18 protein-coding genes are annotated in these 19,508 nt (G+C 59.8%); 6 read left to right on the top strand and 12 right to left on the bottom strand.

Annotated elements, in window-relative coordinates; translation table 11 throughout:
- Window positions 1–12: 12 nt before the first annotated feature.
- From argJ to UL81_RS05490, 6 genes are all read right to left on the bottom strand, one after another.
- The gene (gene argJ / locus UL81_RS05515; protein WP_035105527.1) at window positions 13–1,179 is read right to left on the bottom strand and encodes a bifunctional glutamate N-acetyltransferase/amino-acid acetyltransferase ArgJ; all 1,167 of its coding nucleotides are present in this window, start codon (window positions 1,177–1,179) and stop codon (window positions 13–15) included.
- 14 nt (window positions 1,180–1,193) lie between these two features.
- Window positions 1,194–2,234, bottom strand: a complete 1,041-nt coding sequence (gene argC / locus UL81_RS05510) for an N-acetyl-gamma-glutamyl-phosphate reductase (RefSeq protein WP_035105529.1) — start codon at window positions 2,232–2,234, stop codon at window positions 1,194–1,196.
- A 66-nt stretch (window positions 2,235–2,300) separates the two neighbouring features.
- Entirely contained in the window at window positions 2,301–4,781 is a 2,481-nt protein-coding gene (gene pheT / locus UL81_RS05505) for a phenylalanine--tRNA ligase subunit beta (protein WP_035105530.1), read from the bottom strand.
- 25 nt (window positions 4,782–4,806) lie between these two features.
- Window positions 4,807–5,862 (bottom strand): phenylalanine--tRNA ligase subunit alpha, encoded by a 1,056-nt coding sequence (gene pheS / locus UL81_RS05500; RefSeq protein ID WP_105360319.1) that lies wholly within the window; start codon window positions 5,860–5,862, stop codon window positions 4,807–4,809.
- Window positions 5,863–5,907: 45 nt separating this feature from the next.
- Entirely contained in the window at window positions 5,908–6,705 is a 798-nt protein-coding gene (locus tag UL81_RS05495) for a TrmH family RNA methyltransferase (protein WP_035105534.1), read from the bottom strand.
- 17 nt (window positions 6,706–6,722) lie between these two features.
- The gene (locus tag UL81_RS05490; RefSeq protein WP_046453366.1) at window positions 6,723–7,013 is read right to left on the bottom strand and encodes a TM2 domain-containing protein; all 291 of its coding nucleotides are present in this window, start codon (window positions 7,011–7,013) and stop codon (window positions 6,723–6,725) included.
- Window positions 7,014–7,236: 223 nt separating this feature from the next.
- Here UL81_RS05490 and UL81_RS05485 point away from each other — a divergent pair, with 223 nt between their 5' ends.
- A complete protein-coding gene (locus tag UL81_RS05485; RefSeq protein WP_035105535.1) occupies window positions 7,237–8,196 on the top strand; it encodes an HNH endonuclease signature motif containing protein in 960 nt (319 codons plus the stop codon).
- A 99-nt stretch (window positions 8,197–8,295) separates the two neighbouring features.
- On the opposite strand, the gene UL81_RS05480 is transcribed toward UL81_RS05485, so the two are convergent.
- Window positions 8,296–8,784 (bottom strand): TM2 domain-containing protein, encoded by a 489-nt coding sequence (locus UL81_RS05480; protein WP_035105537.1) that lies wholly within the window; start codon window positions 8,782–8,784, stop codon window positions 8,296–8,298.
- Between the two features lie 131 nt (window positions 8,785–8,915).
- Between UL81_RS05480 and UL81_RS11650 the strand changes: the two genes are divergently transcribed.
- A complete protein-coding gene (locus UL81_RS11650) occupies window positions 8,916–9,413 on the top strand; it encodes a hypothetical protein (RefSeq protein ID WP_046453365.1) in 498 nt (165 codons plus the stop codon).
- Between the two features lie 55 nt (window positions 9,414–9,468).
- On the opposite strand, the gene rplT is transcribed toward UL81_RS11650, so the two are convergent.
- The 5 genes from rplT to uvrA all read right to left on the bottom strand — a co-directional run bounded on the left by rplT (window position 9,469) and on the right by uvrA (window position 14,583).
- On the bottom strand, window positions 9,469–9,852 hold the full coding sequence (rplT, locus tag UL81_RS05470) for a 50S ribosomal protein L20 (protein WP_005323264.1): 384 nt from the start codon (window positions 9,850–9,852) through the stop codon (window positions 9,469–9,471).
- Between the two features lie 53 nt (window positions 9,853–9,905).
- Entirely contained in the window at window positions 9,906–10,100 is a 195-nt protein-coding gene (rpmI, locus tag UL81_RS05465) for a 50S ribosomal protein L35 (protein WP_035105539.1), read from the bottom strand.
- Window positions 10,101–10,133: 33 nt separating this feature from the next.
- The gene (gene infC, locus UL81_RS05460; RefSeq protein WP_081961434.1) at window positions 10,134–10,655 is read right to left on the bottom strand and encodes a translation initiation factor IF-3; all 522 of its coding nucleotides are present in this window, start codon (window positions 10,653–10,655) and stop codon (window positions 10,134–10,136) included.
- A 260-nt stretch (window positions 10,656–10,915) separates the two neighbouring features.
- Window positions 10,916–11,704, bottom strand: a complete 789-nt coding sequence (locus UL81_RS05455) for a hypothetical protein (RefSeq protein WP_046453364.1) — start codon at window positions 11,702–11,704, stop codon at window positions 10,916–10,918.
- Window positions 11,705–11,739: 35 nt separating this feature from the next.
- Window positions 11,740–14,583 (bottom strand): excinuclease ABC subunit UvrA, encoded by a 2,844-nt coding sequence (gene uvrA, locus UL81_RS05450; RefSeq protein WP_035105542.1) that lies wholly within the window; start codon window positions 14,581–14,583, stop codon window positions 11,740–11,742.
- A 63-nt stretch (window positions 14,584–14,646) separates the two neighbouring features.
- On the opposite strand from uvrA, the gene UL81_RS05445 reads away from it, so the two are divergent.
- From UL81_RS05445 to UL81_RS05430, 4 genes are all read left to right on the top strand, one after another.
- Window positions 14,647–15,249 carry an MBL fold metallo-hydrolase gene (locus UL81_RS05445; RefSeq protein ID WP_035105544.1) on the top strand — a complete coding sequence of 201 codons (603 nt, stop codon included), beginning with the start codon at window positions 14,647–14,649 and terminating at the stop codon, window positions 15,247–15,249.
- Between the two features lie 73 nt (window positions 15,250–15,322).
- Window positions 15,323–16,240, top strand: coding sequence for a DoxX family membrane protein (locus UL81_RS05440; protein ID WP_035105545.1), 918 nt, complete (start codon window positions 15,323–15,325; stop codon window positions 16,238–16,240).
- A gap of 59 nt (window positions 16,241–16,299) precedes the next feature.
- Complete coding sequence (locus UL81_RS05435; protein ID WP_236684520.1) at window positions 16,300–18,486, top strand: HelD family protein; 2,187 nt, start codon at window positions 16,300–16,302, stop codon at window positions 18,484–18,486.
- Entirely contained in the window at window positions 18,473–19,495 is a 1,023-nt protein-coding gene (locus tag UL81_RS05430) for an App1 family protein (protein WP_035105546.1), read from the top strand. Before UL81_RS05435 ends, UL81_RS05430 begins: the two co-directional genes overlap by 14 nt.
- Window positions 19,496–19,508 lie beyond the last annotated feature (13 nt).

The raw sequence follows: 19,508 nt of genomic DNA, 5'->3' as shown, positions 1-19,508 counted from the left end.
GCTGCCCTCCTTCTACGAGCTGTACGCCGAGTTGATTTCCACGTACGAGTGCGACAGGTCGGTGGTGCGCACAAAGGCCGTGCCCGGGCCGCCGGTGCCAAGATCGACGCGGACATCGATATCTGCACCGCTCAAATCCACCTCACGGGCACCTGGTGCACCTGTGGAGTTCTCACAGACCGGCTGGTCGTTGAAGTACACGGAAATCTTGTCCGGATCCATCTCCGCATCTGCCATGCCAACTGCTGCCAGCACGCGGCCCCAGTTCGGGTCAGAGCCGAACATCGCGCACTTAAACAGGTTGTCGCGACCCAGCGTGCGCGCAGCATTGAGCGCCTGCTCATCGGTGGCGGTGCCTTCGATGGTGATCTTCACGCGCTTGGTCACACCCTCGGCATCGGCCTGCAGCTGGTCTGCCAAGTCAGCACACGCCGTCAGCACAGCCGCATCGAGCTCGTCCTGGCTCGGCGTCACACCAGAAGCACCATTAGCCATGAGGATGACGGTGTCATTGGTCGAGGTGGAGCCATCGATATCAAGGGTGTTGAAGGTCTTATCGCAGGCCGCCTTGAGCGCTTTGTCGAGGGCTTCCGGGGAGGCCGAGGCATCCGTCGTTAAGCACACCAACATCGTGGCCAGCGACGGCGCCATCATGCCAACACCCTTGCCCATGCCACCGAGCACCCAGCCATCGCCGGTCTGCTCGGTCTGCTTTTCGACGGTATCGGTGGTCATAATCGCCGCTGCAGCCTCTGGACCTGCATTCTCAGTCAAAGAGCCAGAAAGCTTATCGATGCCCGCCTGCACCTTCTCCATCGGCAGCAGCTCACCAATCAGGCCAGTCGAGCACGCCGCAACCTCGGCAGGCTCCAGCCCAATCTGTTGTGCCACAGCAGCAACTGCAGCGCGCGCATCCGCATCGCCCTGGGTGCCGTTGCAGGCATTGGCATTGCCGGAGTTAAAGAGCACGGCTTTGAGTTGGCCATCGGCAAGCGCTTCGCGGCTGACCTTCACCGGCGAGGCCACCACGCGGTTACGGGTGAATACGCCCGCGGCGTTAAATTCCGGGCCCTGGTTGACCACCAATGCCATATCCGATTTGCCCGAGGGCTTAATGCCCGCGGTGGTCGCGGCAGCGCTAAATCCTGCTGCAGCAGTTACACCTTGCAGTGTCGTCATGATGAATCCTTCTGTTAAGGGGCCACAGCCGCTTGCGGCAGACCCAGGGTTTCGTCGAAATCAAGGGCGAGGTTCATGCACTGCACTGCAGCGCCAGCCGTGCCCTTGGTGAGATTGTCGATAGCGCAGGTAATGACCAATCGTCGTGCACGCTCATCGACGTGGGCCTGCATATGCGCCATATTCGAACCCACCACGTTCTGAGTCTGCGGCTGCTGACCTGCCGGAAGCACATGGCAGAAAGCTTCTTCGGCGTAGAAGTCCTGGTACGCGGCATCGACGTCTGCCTGAGTAACGCCGTCTTGGAGCGGCGCGCTAATCGTGGCAAGAATGCCACGCGGCAACGGAGCCAGCACCGGGGTAAAGCTCACGGAAACCTCACCATCGGCGAAAGGCTCGAGGTTCTGCACGACCTCCGGGGTATGGCGGTGCGTGCCACCCGGGCTATATGCACGCAGGTTCGCCATGGTTTCTGCACCACTAAACGGCACCGCGGCCTTCTTGCCCGCACCAGAAACACCGGTAACAGCGACAACATCCAGGTCCGGAGCAATCAATTGCTTTGCGATAGCCGGCAGCGCCCCCAACGTAATCGCCGTCGGGAAACAACCCGGCACCGCTACCCTTTTCGCACCGCGCAGATTTTCGCGGTTGCCCGGCAGCTCCGGGATGCCATAAGGCCAGGATCCGAAGTACTCACCCCCGTAGTACTCATCCCAGGCCTTTTCGGATCGCAGCCGGAAATCCGCAGCACAGTCAATCACGATGGCATCCTCGACCTGCTTGCCGATTTCCGCCGAGTGACCATGCGGCAACGCCAAAAACACCACGTCGTGACCGCGCAGGTTCTCGATCGTGGTGTCTTCAATGGTGCGCTGCGCCAGCTGTGGCAGGTGCGGCATCAATGCGCCGACCTGCTGTCCCGCATTGGAGTGGGCGGTCAACGCCCCAATCTCAAGATCCCCTGCAAGGTATGCAGGGTGCGAGAGCAGCAGGCGCAGAATTTCCGAGCCGGCGTAACCGGTAGCGCCAGCAATTGCTACAGATAGTGTCATACACACCACAGTAGCAATTATGCGCTCGGATGTAAATTATTCATCCGAGGATTTTAATCACCTGTATTAGTCACGCATCTTGGCGCCGACCAGCTCCTCTGCCGACTTCACTGCCGCCATGCGGTAGTCGTTGACCTCTTCATCAGTCAGCGTGCGATCCGCAGCGCGGAAAGCCAGCTGGAAGGCCAGCGACTTCTTGTTCTCGCCGAGCTGCTCGCCGCGGAAGACATCGAAAAGCTCAACGCTTTCCAGCAGCTCGCCCGCGCCCTCTTCAACGGCACGGCGGACCTGCTCAGCCGGGGTGTCTTCATCGACAACCAGCGCCAGGTCCTGGTGCAGCGCCGGGAAGGAGCTCAACACCGGAGCCGGGAAACGCTCATCCAGCGGCAGTGCGGTCACGTCCAGCTCCATCGCGCAGGTACGTGCCGGCAGGTTCAGTGCCTTGAGCACCTGCGGATGCAGCTCACCGGCGTGGCCAACGACCTCATCGTTGACGATGAGCTCTGCACAACGGCCCGGGTGCCACGGCAGCTCCTCAGATGCACGGACCTCCAGGTCCACACCCGCTGCGCGAGCGACCAGGCGGGCGGACTCAATCGCATCCGCGTAGGTGTAGCCTCGACCAGCACCCCACGGACCAGCGTGCTCAATGTGACCAGTAGCCACGGTGGCGACGTGCAGTGGCTGGTACGGCAGCGAATCCACCAGCTCAGTGATCTCTTCTGCGGCCGGACGGGCCTTCACCGACGGCATCGGCGAGGTCTCAGCGCGCTGGAAGCTCACCTGCTGCAGACCGTAGAGCGCCAGGTCATTGCGACCGCGCGCCACGTTGCGAGCAAGCGCCTCGAGCATGTTCGGCAGCAGCGTGGTGCCCAGAATGGCCTTGTCGGCCTCCAGTGGGTTCTGCACCGGGACGGTCTTGCGGCGCTCGTCGTCCGCTGCCAGGTCCCACACATCAAAGGTGTCATTGGCGATAAACGGGCTCGGCAGCACCTCTGCATAACCTGCATAAGCCAGACCATGACCAATCGCGCGACGACGCTTCTGCGCCGGGGTCAGACCGCGACCGCCCACCGGAGTCGGCAGGATGGTTGGGATATCCTCCAGGCCCTCCAGGCGCAGGATTTCCTCAATGAGGTCGACATCTTCTGCAATGTCCGTACGCCAGGTCGCCGGGGTCACCAGCAGGGTCTCGCCCTTGTCCTCGACCTCGCAGCCCACTTCCTGCAAACGCTTGACGACGGTCTCTCGCGAGTACTCCACACCCGCGTACTCCGCCGGCTTCGCCGTACGCATCTCGATGGCTGCACGTGCCGGAACCTCACCGACTAGGGTGCGTCCATCCTCGATGGTGCCGCCAGCGATCTCGACGAGCAGCTTGGCTGCATAGTCAAGCGCTACCTCGACGATGGCCGGGTCCACACCGCGCTCGAAGCGACGAGATGCCTCCGAGCTCAGCTTGTGACGACGCGAGGTGCGCGCCACGGTAATCGGGTCCCAGATAGCGGACTCGAAGTAGACATCCACGGTGTCATCAGCAATTTCGGACTTGGTACCACCCATGACACCCGCCAGGGACTGAATGCCGTTGTCATCGCAGATGACGACATCTTCACCCGACAGGGTGCGCTTCACATGGTCCAGGGTCTCGAACTCGGTGCCCTCGTCAGCATTGCGCACAACCAGATTGCCGCTGATCCTGTTCGCGTCGAAGGCGTGCATCGGGGCCCCCAGCAGCAGCATGACGTAGTTGGTCACATCAGTTGCTGGGTTGACCGGGCGCTGACCAGACAGCATCAACTCGCGCTGCAGCCAGAACGGGCTGCGTGCATCCGGGTCGATGCCAGTGACCTTCTTCAGGCCAAAGCGCAGGGCTTTGGTTTCCTCGCGCAGGTCGACATCGATAAGCGCTGCATTAGGCTCGGTGACCCCCTGGTCAGCCAGGTCGCGGTAGTCCAGGTCAAAAGCCGAGGCAATCTCGCGGGTCAGACCGCGTGCGGAGAGTGCATAGCCGCGGTCCGGGGTGATGTTGACGTCGAAGACGGTGTCATCCATACCGATGAGCGGACGAGCGTCCTCGCCGATGTGGTAGGCGAATTCGTCGCCAAGCGCAATAATGCCGTCGGACTTGTCAGCCATGCCGATCTCGGCGGCAGAGCACATCATGCCGTTGGAGATATGGTCGTAGGTCTCGCGCGCAGAAATCTTGAATCCGCCCGGCAGCTCACAGCCCGGCAATGCGACGACAACGTAGTCATTCAGGCGGAAGTTGCGCGCGCCGCAGATGATGCCCTGCAGCTCGCCAGTGCCGTTAGCATCGCCGACGTTGACCTGGCAGTAGCGAATTGGCTTCTTAAATTGGGTGAGCTCTTCAATCTCGACGACCTGGCCGATGACCAGCGGACCGTCGATCTCCGGCAGCGACTCGTAGCCTTCGGTTTCGAAGCCCACGCGGACGTAACCGGCGTCCAGCTCCTCGGCGCTGACTTTCCACCCCGGATTGTTCTCGGAGAGAAGACGGGTAACCCAGTTCTGGGAAATAAGCATGTTCTTGAATCCTTTCTGGGTCTGCTTAAGCCTGCACGCCAAACGGCAGGGTGAATCGGACATCGCCTTCGACCATGTCGCGCATGTCGGTCAGGCCATTGCGGAACTGCAGGGTGCGCTCCAAGCCCATGCCGAATGCGAAACCGGTGTACTCCTCTGGGTCCAGGCCCACGGCACGCAGGACGTTCGGGTTGACCATGCCGCAGCCGCCCCACTCGATCCAGCCGGCGCCGCCCTTCTTGTTCGGGAACCAGACGTCGACCTCAGCGGAAGGCTCGGTGAACGGGAAGTAGTTAGTACGCATGCGGGTGCGAGTCTCCGGGCCAAAGAGCACCTTCGCGAGGTGGTCCAGGGTGCCGCGCAGGTGGGCCATCGTCAGGCCCTTGTCCACGGCCAAACCCTCCACCTGGTGGAAGACCGGAGTATGGGTGGCATCGAGTTCATCGGTGCGGAACACACGGCCTGGGCAGGCAATGTACAGCGGCACGTCGCGCTCGAGCATGGTGCGCACCTGCACCGGGGAGGTGTGCGTACGCAGCACCTGCTTAGAGCTTTCCGACGACACGTGGAACGTATCCTGCAGCGTACGAGCCGGGTGGTCGGGGAGGAAATTCAGTGCATCGAAGTTGAAGTACTCTGCTTCGACCTCGGGGCCTTCGGCGATTTCCCAGCCCATGCCGATAAAGATGTCGGCAATGCGCTCAGACAGCGCAGTAATCGGGTGCAGGGCGCCGGTCTGTGCGCGGGTGGTCGGCACGGTGACATCGACAGTTTCTGCACGCAGCTGCTCCTGACGAGCCTTCTCCTCCAGCTCACGCTGTACCTGCGCGAAGCACTTCTCAGCCTTACCGCGGGCCATATTCACCGCACGGCCGGCGTCCTTGCGCTCGGCCTTCGGCAGCTGGCCTAAGGACTGGCGGGCCTGCGGGATGTAGCCCTTATCGCCTAAGTGCTCACGGCGGGCAGCGCCCAGTTCCTCGAGATTGGTGGCCGCATTAAACGCGGCGATGGCCTTGTCGGCGGCTGCACTCAGGGCGGCTTCGGTCAATTCGATTTCAGGGGTATCTGACACGTGCCTCATACCTTCTACTCGCGCGAAAACTAACGCGAGTTATCTTAGCAGGGCCTATTGACTCTGCGCCTGAGCGGAGGCATACAAGCAGATGCTAGCCGCCGTGGCCAAGTTCAGCGACTCCGCACGGCCCCGAATCGGGATGCGAACCCGCAGGTCAGCCTCCCCCAACAGCTCCTCACCCAGCCCGTGGGCTTCGTTGCCAAACAACCATGCCGTGGGCTGGCTCAAATCCACCTCGGAGAGGTCTACTTCCCCATCGGGTGCGGTGGCCAAAACCTGCAGTTTCGCCGCGCGCAGCTGTCCCAGCACATCCTTAATGTTGCGTTCTCTCGCCACGGGCACATGGAACAGCGAGCCTGCCGATGCCCGCACCACCTTCGCCCCCAGCGGATCCACCGTATCGCCGGCAAAGATAACGCCATCTGCGCCCATCGCATCCGAGGTTCGAATCAAAGTACCGGCGTTGCCCGGTTCACTGGTGAGCACCGGCACTGAGACCAACGACGGCTTACCGGCCAAAATCTTGCCTGGACTCCACAACACCGGCTTGCACACAGCAAACAGCCCAGTGGTGGTATTGGTATCCGACAGCGACTTCGCCGCCTTGTCAGTAATCGGATGGACGTACGCATCCATCATCTCAGCGACGTTGAGAATCTCCCCGAAACGTTCCGCCGCCTTTTCGGTAGCAAACACGTCGGTGGTCGCCCCCGTCGACACCGCCGCGTCTACCGCGTTTTCCCCCTCAATGAGAAAGCGATCCGTTTTCTTACGCGCATTGGCTCGATGCAGCTTAGCCGCATTAACAATGCGCGGTGTGCGTTCAGTAAAGGCAGCAGAAAAATCCATGCCTCTACCCTACCCAGCTAGCGCAGCGGCACGCCGTCCGAGTCCGAACCGTAGCCACCAGTGCGCAGAATAATCAGCACAAACTCCACCAGGACCCATGCCCAGAGCAGCCACAGCATTGGGTATCCAATCAGAATGAAGCTAAACAGCCAACCCACACCATTGAGCACCAGCTGGCAAATACCGCGCAGACGGTTACCCAGATAGAAGTTGTGGATACCGAAAGTACCCAGGAAGAAACACAGCAGCATCGTCGCAATCCACGACTTCGACTGCTGGTATTGCGGGACAGTATTTTGATAGCTCATTAGTTCTCCTTCAATCCCAATGTCGGCACTAATCTACCAGACAGCCCGCAGCGCACAACCGCACCAAACAACCCACACGTTGTACCGAAACCCATAGTTATCCACAGCCTTTCGTTGACGTGTCACCCACTTGCGTCACTCCTCTTTCACGCCGGACGAGTTATCCACAGGCTGGAAAATTTACTCTAGCGAACCTTGACAACGTCCCTTTAGCGTTAGAGGCATGAACAAATTAGATGCACTTGCTCAAGCGTTCACCGCGCCTATGGAGACTCTCTCCGAGGTCGCGGCGCTGACTAATGCGCATCTACAGAATCTAGGTTTCCCACGGAAATTCTCCCGCGAGCTCCTCACCCTCTCGGACATTTATTTCGGAGAGACCCCGTATACCCAGCTTCAAGCCAAGTCCCGCAACACTCCACACGACCTGTCCACCCTGCAAGAGATTGAAAAGAAGGCCCGGCGTATCAAGAAGCACGTGGACCGTTACAAGTTCCGCATTGCCTGCGCCGATGTGCCAGCCAGCAAGATCGGCACCGTGGCCAAGCGGTTCATTGACCCGCCGAAGCCACCAGAAGACGGGACTGCTTTAACCCGCTCCAAGACCGACAAGTGGACCTACCGCCTCACCGGCGATTCAGAGTTGATTGCCCAGCTTCGCGATATGTTCCCCACCATCGAGTCCGTGAGAGAATTCTTGCGCAGCGGCAAAGTACAAGGCACCGGTGTGACCACCCATGTGGTCATCAACCTCGACGAGCTCGACAAGATCGTGGACGGCCAGGGCGATGACATCGTCCTCCAGATGACCAATGGCGCCAAAATCACCGGCGCCCAGCTTGTGCAGCAGATGTTTACCGACCACGGCTACGCCACCCTCATCCACCCGGTCGAAGGCCCGGTCAACTTGTATCGCACTCAAAGAACGGCAAGTTTCAAACAAAGAACCATGGCGAAGGCCGAAAACCCGGTCTGTCCGTGGATACATTGCCTCAAAGGTGCCGATGAGTGTCAGGTCCACCACATAGTGGCCTGGAAATACGGCGGAGAAACCAACGCCTCAAACTTAACCACAGCCTGTGACCATCACAACGGAAGAAACGATGATGGAAACGAACGAAGAAACGGCAAACTCTTAAGAATCAGAGGCAAGGTCGAATGGGTCCCACCGTGGGCCTACTGAAGTAAGCCCAAGACGTGAAGACGCCTACCCCACCTCAAGACACAAATCAGCCGCCAGCCCGTATCGGGTGGCGGCTAGAAGTCGTTGGGTTGCGCTGAATTAGCGGGAAAGCGGGATACCGCGAGCGTCGCGGTCGTAGCCATTGGCACCAACGATGAGCATGATGAACTCGACGATAACCCAGATGTAGAGCGGGAAAAGAAGCAGAGCTCCGACGATGAACCAGACGGTAAGCATGCCAAGGATCCACATCACGAGCTGGACAACACCCTTAGTGGTATTACCCAGGTAGAAGTTGTGCACGCCCCAAGAACCGAGGAAGAAGCACAGCAGCAAAGCAGCGATCCAGGACTTCTGCTGAGCATTGCCGTAGTTCTGCTGCTGGTACTGCTGCTGACCCTGTTGCTGGTAGGGCTGCATAGCCTGCTGATTCTGCGGGTTCTGCTGGTACTGCGGGTAAGGCTGCTGATTTTGCTGGAACGGAGAACCCCCCTGCTGGTTGCCCTGGTAGGACGAGTTCCAGTCGTTCGAGAGAGAATCGTCGCTGCCGTAAGGCTGGCTATTGCCGTTGTTTTCGGGGTTCGTCATGAAAACTCCAAATAGATAGGAAAAGAACGACCCTTAAGCTAGCACAAACATGATACTTGTATCACAATAGTGATCATTTTTAACCAAAAGATCACCGAACCTTAACACCTCTCGTCGGAAGAAGTACGTCATTGAAACGCATCCTGCTTACCCTGCCCGCGCTGGCCTTGGCGCGTTCAGCTTGTGGCGCGGAGGAAGAGACCACTCCCAGCACATTTACCTCCGCGACTTCTTCGAGTGCGCAGCCTTCTTCGGAGAGTTCAGAGCCCACGTCGAGTAGCACTCAAGCCACACAACCTACGTTTGAAGAAGCAGAACCTGCGGCAGAACCCGCCGAGCCTTACGTCGTGGAATGCTTGGAAGGCACGCCCGGTCCAGCGCTGTGGTCCGATGGCTCGAAGGAGTTTAGCCAATACTGCTTTGACCAGCTCGGTGGCGAAGAGGTCCTTGAACACGAATCCAACGCCGGATGCCCGGCGGCAATCTGTGGCTACGGTACCGATGAGCACGGCAACCCGAACCCCACCTCGGGCGAGATTCAGACCATGCACGGGTGCGAGGCCGGCTACATCACCGACGAGGAACTGTGCCAGGCAGTAGCCGAAAAGCTAGGTGACTACACCCCCTAAAGATCCAAAAAGCCTCCGTACCACTCGGGTACGGAGGTCAATTCAATTATGCAGCTTAGGCAGCCTTCGGAGCGTTGACGTCCTCCGGCAGTGCAGCCTTGGCGGCCTCGCACAGTGCGGAGAATGCTTCGAAGTCGTTAACGGCCAGCTCAGCCAGGATCTTACGGTCGACCTCGATCTCAGCCAGGCGCAGGCCGTGGATGAGGCGGTTGTAAGTGATGTCGTTCATGCGGGCAGCGGCGTTGATGCGCTGGATCCACAGCTTGCGGAACTCCGACTTGCGAGCGCGACGATCGCGGTACGCATAGGTCATGGAGTGCAGCCACTGCTCCTTGGCCTTGCGGTACAGGCGGGAACGCTGGCCGCGGTAACCCTTGGCGGACTTCAGAATCGCGCGGCGCTTCTTCTTGGCGTTAACTGAGCGCTTTACTCGTGCCACAGTAGTACTTCCTTAAATCTAGTAGTTGTTGTTGTGGGTTGAATCGGCGCGAATTAAGAGCGGCCGAGCAGGCGGTTGACGCGCTTGACGTCAGCCTGAGCAACAGAGGCGTCGCCCTTCAGGTTGCGACGACGCTTGGAGGTCATGGACTCGTTCAGGTGGCGCTTGCCGGCCTGGTTGCGCAGCAGCTTGCCGGAGCCACTGACCTTGATGCGCTTAGCGGTGCCCTTGTGGGTCTTCTGCTTCATGTGAATTAAGTCCTTAAAATCCCTGTGTCTGGTCTACTTCTTGCCCTTGCGGACTGGTCCCAAAACCATGGTCATGTTGCGACCATCCTGCTTGGGGCGCGACTCGACGGTGCCGACCTCGGCGACATCGTCTGCCAAACGCTCCAGCAGGCGGAAACCCAGCTCCGGACGCGACTGCTCGCGGCCGCGGAACATGATGGTTACCTTGACCTTGGAACCCTTCTCCAGGAAGCGAACTACGTTGCCCTTTTTGGTTTCATAATCGTGGTCGTCGATCTTCGGACGGAACTTCTGTTCCTTGACCACAGTCTGCTGCTGGTTCTTACGAGCCTCACGGGCTTTCTGGGCTTGTTCGTACTTGAACTTGCCGTAGTCCATGATTTTGGCTACCGGAGGCTTGGCCTTCGGAGCAACCTCGACTAGGTCCAGGTCGGCCTCGTAAGCCAGCTTGCGAGCGTCATCCGTGCGGACGATACCCACCTGTTCACCACCCGGGCCTACAAGACGGACCTCGGGTACTCGGATACGCTCATTGATGCGAGCTTCAGAAGCGATTGTGGTTCTCCTCGATTATTAGGGCTAATAGGTCGCCTACCGAGTCCACAAACGGAAAATACCCGGCGTACCATATGGCAGCCGGGAGTTCTCTCAAGTTCCACACCCATATGTCTGGGTGGGTACCTTTTTACCTTTATCCTTCCGGATTAACCGGCGGCATCGGGTGGGAGAAACTCCGCTTGCAACCCGCGTTCCCTGGAGAAGGACTACGGGCGGTAGTGCGCATAACTATAACAGCATCCTACGCAGCCACCAAATCAGCACTCGGTGCGCTGCTTAACGATGCCCTCTTCCACCGCCACCGCAGCCACCTCAACCACACCTTCTGCCAGGTCATTAAGGGCGTCGCGGGATTCTTCTTCCTCGGTACCTTCGATAGTAATCGCCAGGCCAATATCGCCACCATCGATGGTCATTTCACCTACTTGACGGTCGGTGTAGATGTCATCGACCTCGGATAGACCCCACCCACCTTTGGCGCGAGTATTCGGTTGTGCGGAGAGGCCTTCTTTTTGCCAATCGACGACATCGTCAAGTGCTTCGTAGACGTATTCCGCCTCCGGGATGCACTCGATCTGACGGCCAAAGTTGGCCTGCTGCTTTAACGGCCACTCCGAGTAGCCAAACGCCGCGGTATTGATATCAGCTTCGGCGTCGTAATGCTTGAGCATGTCGTTGATGACTTCAGCTGGATCACCCTCGGTCCACACGACCTGCGACCACAGCGCCGAGGCTGCATCGTTGTCGGATTCCTTAATGGCCAGGTCCACCAGGGACTCATCGGCGCCACCGCGAAGTGCGGCAATCGCAATCGGGACCTTAATGGTCGACCATGCCGGCGACATGCCTTCCACACCAGCGGTCAGCACGCGGTTCTCGCCCGAGATAGCCAGGCCAGCTTTCACGTCGCGCTCATTTTCGACCTCTTCGATGAGCTCATCGAGATCTGCCTGGATATCGGACTTCTCCACTGCGGTATCGCGCAGCTGCGGCTCCGCGTCCTGCTGGTTCGGCGGGGTGCAGCCTGCCAGCAAAGTCGCGGCCATTAATAGGGATATGAGCTTTCTCACATCAGCCTAGCTTACACGTCGAGCATGTCCTTCAAGAACTGGCCTGTATACGAGCCTTCTACCTTCGCTACGTCCTCCGGGGTGCCCTCGGCCACGACGGTGCCACCACCGGAACCGCCTTCCGGGCCCATGTCGACGATCCAGTCCGCAGCCTTGATGACATCGAGGTTGTGCTCAATAATCAGCACCGTATTGCCCTTATCCACCAGACCCTGGATCACCAGCATGAGCTTGCGGATGTCCTCAAAGTGCAGACCCGTGGTCGGCTCATCCAGGATGTAAATCGTGCGACCATTGGTGCGCTTTTGCAGCTCCGCCGACAGCTTCACGCGCTGTGCCTCACCACCGGACAAGGTGGTGGCTGCCTGGCCGAGTCGGACGTAGCCGAGGCCAACATCGACAAGCGTTGCCAGGTAGCGGTGAATCGAAGTGATCGGTTCGAAGAACTCCGCAGCCTCAGTAATGGGCATGTTGAGGACTTCGGCGATGTTCTTGCCCTTGTAGTGGACCTCCAAGGTCTCGCGGTTGTAGCGCGCGCCCTCGCAGACCTCACAGGGAACGTAGACGTCCGGCAGGAAGTTCATCTCAATCTTCAGCGTGCCGTCGCCGCGGCAGGCCTCACAGCGACCGCCCTTGACATTGAAGGAGAAACGACCCGGCTTGTAACCGCGGACCTTCGCCTCCTGCGTTTCCGCAAACAGGTTACGAATCTTGTCGAACACACCGGTGTACGTCGCCGGGTTCGAACGCGGGGTACGGCCAATCGGGCTCTGGTCGACCTGGACGAGCTTGTCCAGGTGTTCCACGCCGTCGACACGCTTGACGCGACCCGGAACCTGACGCGCGCGGTTGAGCTTATTCGCCAGCGTCTTCGCCAAAATCTGGTTGACCACGGTGGACTTACCGGAGCCGGACACGCCGGTCACGCACACCAGCACGCCCAGTGGGATCTCCACATCGACGTTCTGCAGGTTGTTCTCGCGCGCGCCGACGACCTTCAGGGTGCGCTGCTTATCGATGGCCCGTCGCTCATCCGGCACACCGAGGACCTTCTTGCCCGACAGGTACTGCCCCGTCAGCGACTCATCGACCTTCTCCACACCTTCCGGTGGGCCCTGATAGACGACCTCGCCGCCGTACTCGCCAGCCTTCGGTCCGATATCGACCAGCCAGTCGGAGGTACGAATGGTCTCCTCGTCGTGCTCGACCACAATCAAGGTGTTGCCGATATCGCGCAGGCGCTGCAGCGTGGCAATCAGGCGCTGGTTATCGCGCTGGTGCAGACCAATGGAAGGCTCATCCAGGACGTAGAGGACGCCGGCGAGGCCGGAGCCGATTTGCGTCGCCAAGCGGATGCGCTGCGCCTCACCACCGGACAAGGTGGAAGCACCGCGGTCCAAGGTGAGGTAATCCAGGCCGACATCCAGCAGGAAGCGCAGGCGGGCCTGGATTTCCTTAAGCACCGCACCGGCGATGATTTCTTCGCGGTGGCCGAGCACCAGGCTGTCGAGGAACTCGCTGGCCTCAGCAATAGACAGCGCGGTCAGCCCCGCAATGGATTGCTCACCGTGTGCCTCCGAGGCCAAACGCACAGCCAAAATCTCTGGCTTCAGTCGGGTGCCGTTACAGGTCGGGCACGGCACCTGGCGCATGTACTGCAGCAGGCGGTCCTTCGCCGACTCGGAATCGGTATTGTCCAGCTTGCGCATGAGATAACCCACGGCGCCTTCAAAGGGCGCGGTCCAGTTGCGCTGGCGACCGTAGCGATTCTTGTAGCGAACGTTGACCTCGACCGGCGAGCCGTTAATGAGGGCATCGCACTGTTCTTCGGTGAGCTCGGAGACCGGGGTCTTCGGGTCGAAGCCCAGGGCCTTGCCCAGACCCTCCACGAGCTTGACGAAGTAGCGGGAATTAGGACTGGAGTGCCAGGGCTGGATGGCATCGACAGCTGGTGCATCCGGGTCCGGAATCAGCAGGTCCACGTCGACCTCGAGGCGGGTACCCAGACCGTCACATTCCGGGCAGGAACCAAACGGCGCGTTAAAGGAAAAGGCACGCGGCTCGTACTCCTGAACGGTCAGGGCGTGACCATTCGGGCAGGCTGCCTTCTCCGAATAGGTGTGGGTGAGCTCGGGCTTGTCGACGAAGTCCAGGGTCACGAGGCCATCGGCAAGCCGTAGCGCGGTTTCCACCGAATCCGTGAGGCGCTGCTTCTGGGAGGCCTTGACCTGCAGACGGTCAACGATGACGTCGATGTCGTGCTTGATCTGCTTCTTCAGCTTCGGTGGGTCGGAGAGCTGGTAGATTTCGCCATCGACACGCATGCGGGAGTAACCCTGCGCAGCCAGGTCCTCGAAGAAGTCAACGAACTCGCCTTTCCGCTTGCGCACCACCGGGGCGAGCACCTGAAACTTCAGCTTCTCCTCGTGCTCGAGCACGCCATCGACGATCTGCTGCGGGGTCTGGCGCTCAATAACGGCGTCACACTTCGGGCAGTGGGGCGTACCGGCACGCGAGAACAGCAGACGCAGGTAGTCATAAATCTCGGTAATCGTGCCGACCGTGGAGCGCGGGTTGTGGTTGGTCGACTTCTGGTCAATGGAGACCGCCGGAGATAGACCATCAATAAATTCCACGTCCGGTTTGTCCATCTGCCCTAAGAACATACGGGCATAGGAGCTCAACGATTCGACGTAGCGGCGCTGTCCTTCTGCGAAAATGGTATCGAAGGCCAACGAGGATTTACCCGAACCCGACAGGCCGGTAAAGACCACCATTTTGTCGCGCGGCAAGTCGATGTCCACGCCTTTTAGGTTGTGCTCGCGGGCGCCACGTACGACCAGACGGTCAGCCACAGTATCTAGCCTCCAAATTTTTGAGAAATGTCTTCTTCAGAATCTACCCGTAGGCTGGGTGCCATGACGAACCCGATTACTTTGCATCAGATTTCCGTTAGTGAGATGGACAATAACTGCTACCTGTTGTGCTGCGATGGGCAAGGCTTGCTTATCGATGCCGCCGACAAGCCCAACGAGATCTTCTCCATGGCACAAGAAGCCGGCGTGGAGATCACCCACGTGCTGACCACCCACCGCCACTGGGACCACGTGCGCGCGCTGCCGGAGGTACTGAAGAAGACCGGCGCGAAGCACTACGCACCTTTCCTGGACTCCCCTGCCATTCCCGCTGAGGTGGATGTGGAGCTGCGCCACGGCGACGTGATTGAGTTCGCCGGCCACGAAATCCCGGTTATTATTCTGCGCGGCCACACCCCAGGTGGCGCGGCGATTGCTGTGGAAATTGACGGGGTCACCAACTTGTTCGTCGGCGATTCGCTCTTCCCAGGTGGTGTGGGAAAGACGACCTCAGAGGGCGATTTCGTGCGTTTGTACAAGGACGTCACCGAGCGCATCTTTGATCTCTACCCTGATTCTGCGATTGTTCGCCCTGGTCACGGCGAGTCCACCACGCTTGACGACGAACGCCCACACCTCGGCGAATGGTGGGACCGCCGGTGGTAGTTGCCACCCGCAACTAAAACTTTGCGTACACTGGTTAGCTAGCAAATAATTTCTAATGAAGGAGAATGCTTCCATGATCCGTAAGATTGCTCGCCCGATGCTGGCGTCCGTATTCGTCCTGGACGGTGTTGACACTCTCCGCAATACCTCCGATCACGTCAAAGAGACCGAGACTGTGCTGAAGCACACCCGCAAGGTGCTGCCGAAGCAGTACGCAGGCTACGTCCCGAACGACGCTGAGCTGGTTGCTCGCGGTGTCGGCGGCGTGAAGGTAGGCGCTGGTTCCCTGCTGGCTATCGGCAAGGCTCCGCGTACCTCCGCTGCTCTGCTGGCTCTGTCCATGGTTCCGAACCTGGTCGGCCGCAATGCTTTCTGGGAAGCCGAGAACGACGAAGATAAGCAGAACCGTCGCAACGGCTTTTTGACCAGCACCGCCCTGCTGGGTGGCCTGTTCATTACCACCCAGGACACCGAGGGCAAGCCTTCCCTGGCATGGCGTGCACAGAAGGCTGGTCAGCGCACCAACAAGAAGATTCAGAAGGCGCTGCCGACCAAAACCGAGTCGCAGAAGTTCGCGGATGACCTGTCGGATCGCGCATCCGACTTCGGCAACAAGGCTTCCGATTGGTTCGAGGAGACCTCCCAGAAGGCCCAGGACTTCGTAGACGACAACAAGGACGATTGGCAGAAGACCGGCCGTAACCTGCTGGATACCGCTAAGTCCTACGTTGATGACGCTGTCAGCTTCGTCGATGACAACAAGGATGACTGGCTGGCACAGGCTCAGGACAACGCTGCTACCGCCCGCAAGCGCGCCGTGAAGGCTGCTGGCAAGGCGCAGAAGCGCGCCGAGAAGGCTGCCAAGAAGGCACAGGATGTCGACGGCAAGCGTCTGGCAAAGCGTGCCAACAAGCAGGCTGAGAAGCTGCAGAAGGATGCCACCAAGGCTCTGGATCGCGCCTACAAGAAGTACGGCGATAAGCTCGCTTAAGCACTAATCGCACCGCGGCCCAGCATTTTCGCTGGGCCGTTTCTTGTTTGAGGAGTGTAGTGAATCACGACCCACAAATTGCTGCTGAGCAAGAATACGTCGACGGCCTTTTCGAACGCCTCGATGCCGAAGTTGCCGCGGCAAACGAACGCCTCAACGAAGTTCAAGCTGCCGTTGACCCGGCCACCCCTGACCCGGATGCCCTCGTGCGCCGTGAAACCGAGTACCACGGGCTACAAAGCAAGCTCGACCGCCTGAATATCGCCCAGCTGGGTCTAGTCTTTGGGCGCATTGATGTCGATGCCCCCGGCGATAATCCAACTGAAGAAGGCCTCGACCGCCGCTACATCGGCCGCATGGGACTCGATGCCCGCGAAGAGGACTACCGCACCCTGCTGCTGGACTGGCGCGCACCGATGGCGCGGCCTTTCTACCTGGCCACCACCGCGCAGCCGGAAGGCGTGGAGGTCCGCCGCCACATTCGCACCTCCGGTCGCACGGTGACAGATGTCCAGGATGAGGTCTTGTCCGGTTCCCATACCACGCAGGAGCGTTCCGGTGTGGCCAGCGAGTCGGCTCTGCATCACGCGATGCAGCAGCCCCGCACCGGGCACATGGCTTCTATCGTGGAGACCATCCAGCGCGAACAAGACGAGATCATCCGCGACAACAACCGCGGCGTGATGGTCGTCGAGGGCGGTCCGGGCACCGGTAAGACCGCGGTCGCGCTACACCGCGTGGCGTATTTGCTCTACAACCACCGCGAGCGACTGTCGTCGACCGGTGTGCTGATTGTGGGTCCGAATAGCTCCTTCCTCGACTACATCTCCCGTGTGCTGCCCGAACTCGGCGAGACCGGCGTGGTCCTTTCCACCGTCGGTGAGCTCTTCCCTGGTGTGACACCCGTGGCGCAGGATTCTTTGGCTGCGCGCGAGGTCAAGGGATCGGCGGCGATGGTGGAAATTCTCAAAGAAGCCGTCAAGGCGTATCAGGTGCTACCGGAGGCAACCCGCAGGATTCGCATCGAGTCGCTGGAGCTGAAGGTCACCGCGGATATGGTCAAGGCGGCCCGCACGCGTGCTCGCCGTTCGCGCAAGCCGCATAACGATGCCCGCGGTGCGTTCGCAGAACACCTCATCGATGCATTGGCACGCCAGATGGCGCATCTTATCGGCAGTGATCCGCTCGGTGGTGAGAATCTGCTCTCGCAGGCAGACGTGGACCAGCTCCACGATGATCTTGCTGAAGAACCAGCCGTCACGGGGTTGTTGGCGGAGTTTTGGCCAGAGATTAGCCCGCAGCAGGTGTTGGCGGACTTGCTCGGTGATCGGGGTTTCATCGCTCTTGCCGCGCACGCCTACGACGAGGAAACCCAGGAGGCGCTCTACCGCGAGGAGGGCGCGGCCTGGACTGCGGCGGATGCAGCGCTTCTCGATGAACTCGCCCAACTCATCGGAATGCCCGATCCCGACTCAGCGCGCGATAAGGAAGATGCTGCGTGGCGCGAACAGGTCGCCGAGGCCGAGGACGCGCTGGATATTCTGACTTCCTCAGATTCGACGGACAACGATGACGACATGTTCGAAGCCGAGATTCTTTCCGCACACGATGTGATTGATGCGGAGACGTTGGCGCGTCGTCAGGAAGTGCGCGACCAACGCACCACCGCGGAGCGCGCACGCCAGGACCACACGTGGGCCTATGGTCACGTGGTCATTGATGAGGCACAGGAGCTTAGCCCCATGGAGTGGCGCATGGTGTTTCGCCGCTGCCCGTCGCGCTGGATGACCATCGTCGGTGACCCCGCTCAGACCAGTGCGCCAAATGGTGTGGATGTGTGGGCGGATGCGCTGGAGGAGTTCGTCGGAAAGCGTTTCAGCCAGCACTCGCTGACGGTCAACTACCGCACGCCACAGCCGATTGCGGAGGTGGCGGATCAGATTCTCGAAGAAATCAACCCGGATGCCGAACCGGCAACGGCGATTCGCGAAGGCGAGCCAGTGCGCTTTGTCGAAAACCTGGACGAGGTCCCGGAGGTCGAGGATGGGCGCTTGTCAGCGGTGATTACTGCCGAGAACGTCGAAGAAGCAAAGGGCTTGGAATACGACCACGTCACGGTGGTGGAACCGCAAGAGATTATCGACGCCTCGCCGCAGGGTCTGCAGAACCTTTACGTGGCGATTACCCGCGCGACCCAAACGCTCACCATTGTCTCTAGGTATCCTCTACCCTATGGCCCTTTCTGATATTGCCCGCAAAGTAGAAAAAACCATCAACCGCGTCGGTGTAAAGCGCAGCACGAGTAAAGGCTGGAAGCCGCAGTTCACCGGCTACGCCGGCTACGGCACCACCGAGCACGTCCACGTGCTGGGGCGTGTGTTGATGCAAGACCCAGACAGCGAAAACACCGATAACTGGGCACAACGCGGCTACAAGCAATTCTTCACCATCCAGGTCGGTGGCCACCCGGTCACCGCGCAGGCTGGCAAGCAGACCATTTCTGGCACCACCAACGCCAATGGCTACTTCGACCTGCTCATCTACGACCACGGCCTGGAGCCGGGTTGGCAGGAAGTCACCATCTCCTCTGAAGGCATGGAGACCATCACCACCGACGTTCTCATCGTGGACCCGGCAACCAAGACGGGCATTATCAGCGATATTGACGACACCATCATGGTCACCTGGCTGCCGCGCGTTATGACTGCGGCGTGGAACTCTTGGGTCAAGCGCACCAACACTCGCCAGCCAGTCGAGGGTATGACGGCGTTCTTCCACGAACTGCACGAGCACTACCCGGACGCACCGGTGTTTTACCTGTCGACGGGCGCCTGGAACACCTACCCCACCTTAAAGAGCTTCATGGCCCAGAACGGCTACCCGCGTGGACCGATGCTGCTCACCGACTGGGGTCCCACGCCAACCGGTTTGTTCCGCAGCGGCCAGGAGCACAAGAAAGTCCAGCTGCGCAATCTGTTTATCAACTACCCCGACATGAACTGGATTCTCATCGGCGATGACGGTCAGCACGACCCATTGACCTACGGCAATGCGGCCAACGACCACCCGAACCGCATTCACTCCGTTGCCATCCGCAACTTGAGTCCGCAGGAGCAGCTGCTTTCCCACGGCAGTATGAAACCGCTGGCTGAAGCCAACGAGGAAGGCCAAATCACCGTCCCGCTCATTCAGGGCGCCACGGGACATCAGTTGGCAAAGAAGTTCCGCCAGATTCTGCACAAGGTGCGGGCATAAAAATAAGGCCGGG

Source organism: Corynebacterium camporealensis, from assembly GCF_000980815.1.
In the GTDB taxonomy this organism is placed as follows: Bacteria; Actinomycetota; Actinomycetes; order Mycobacteriales; family Mycobacteriaceae; genus Corynebacterium; species Corynebacterium camporealense.
Note: the sequence above shows the minus strand (reverse complement) of the source record. Positions and strands in the feature narration are given on the sequence as shown.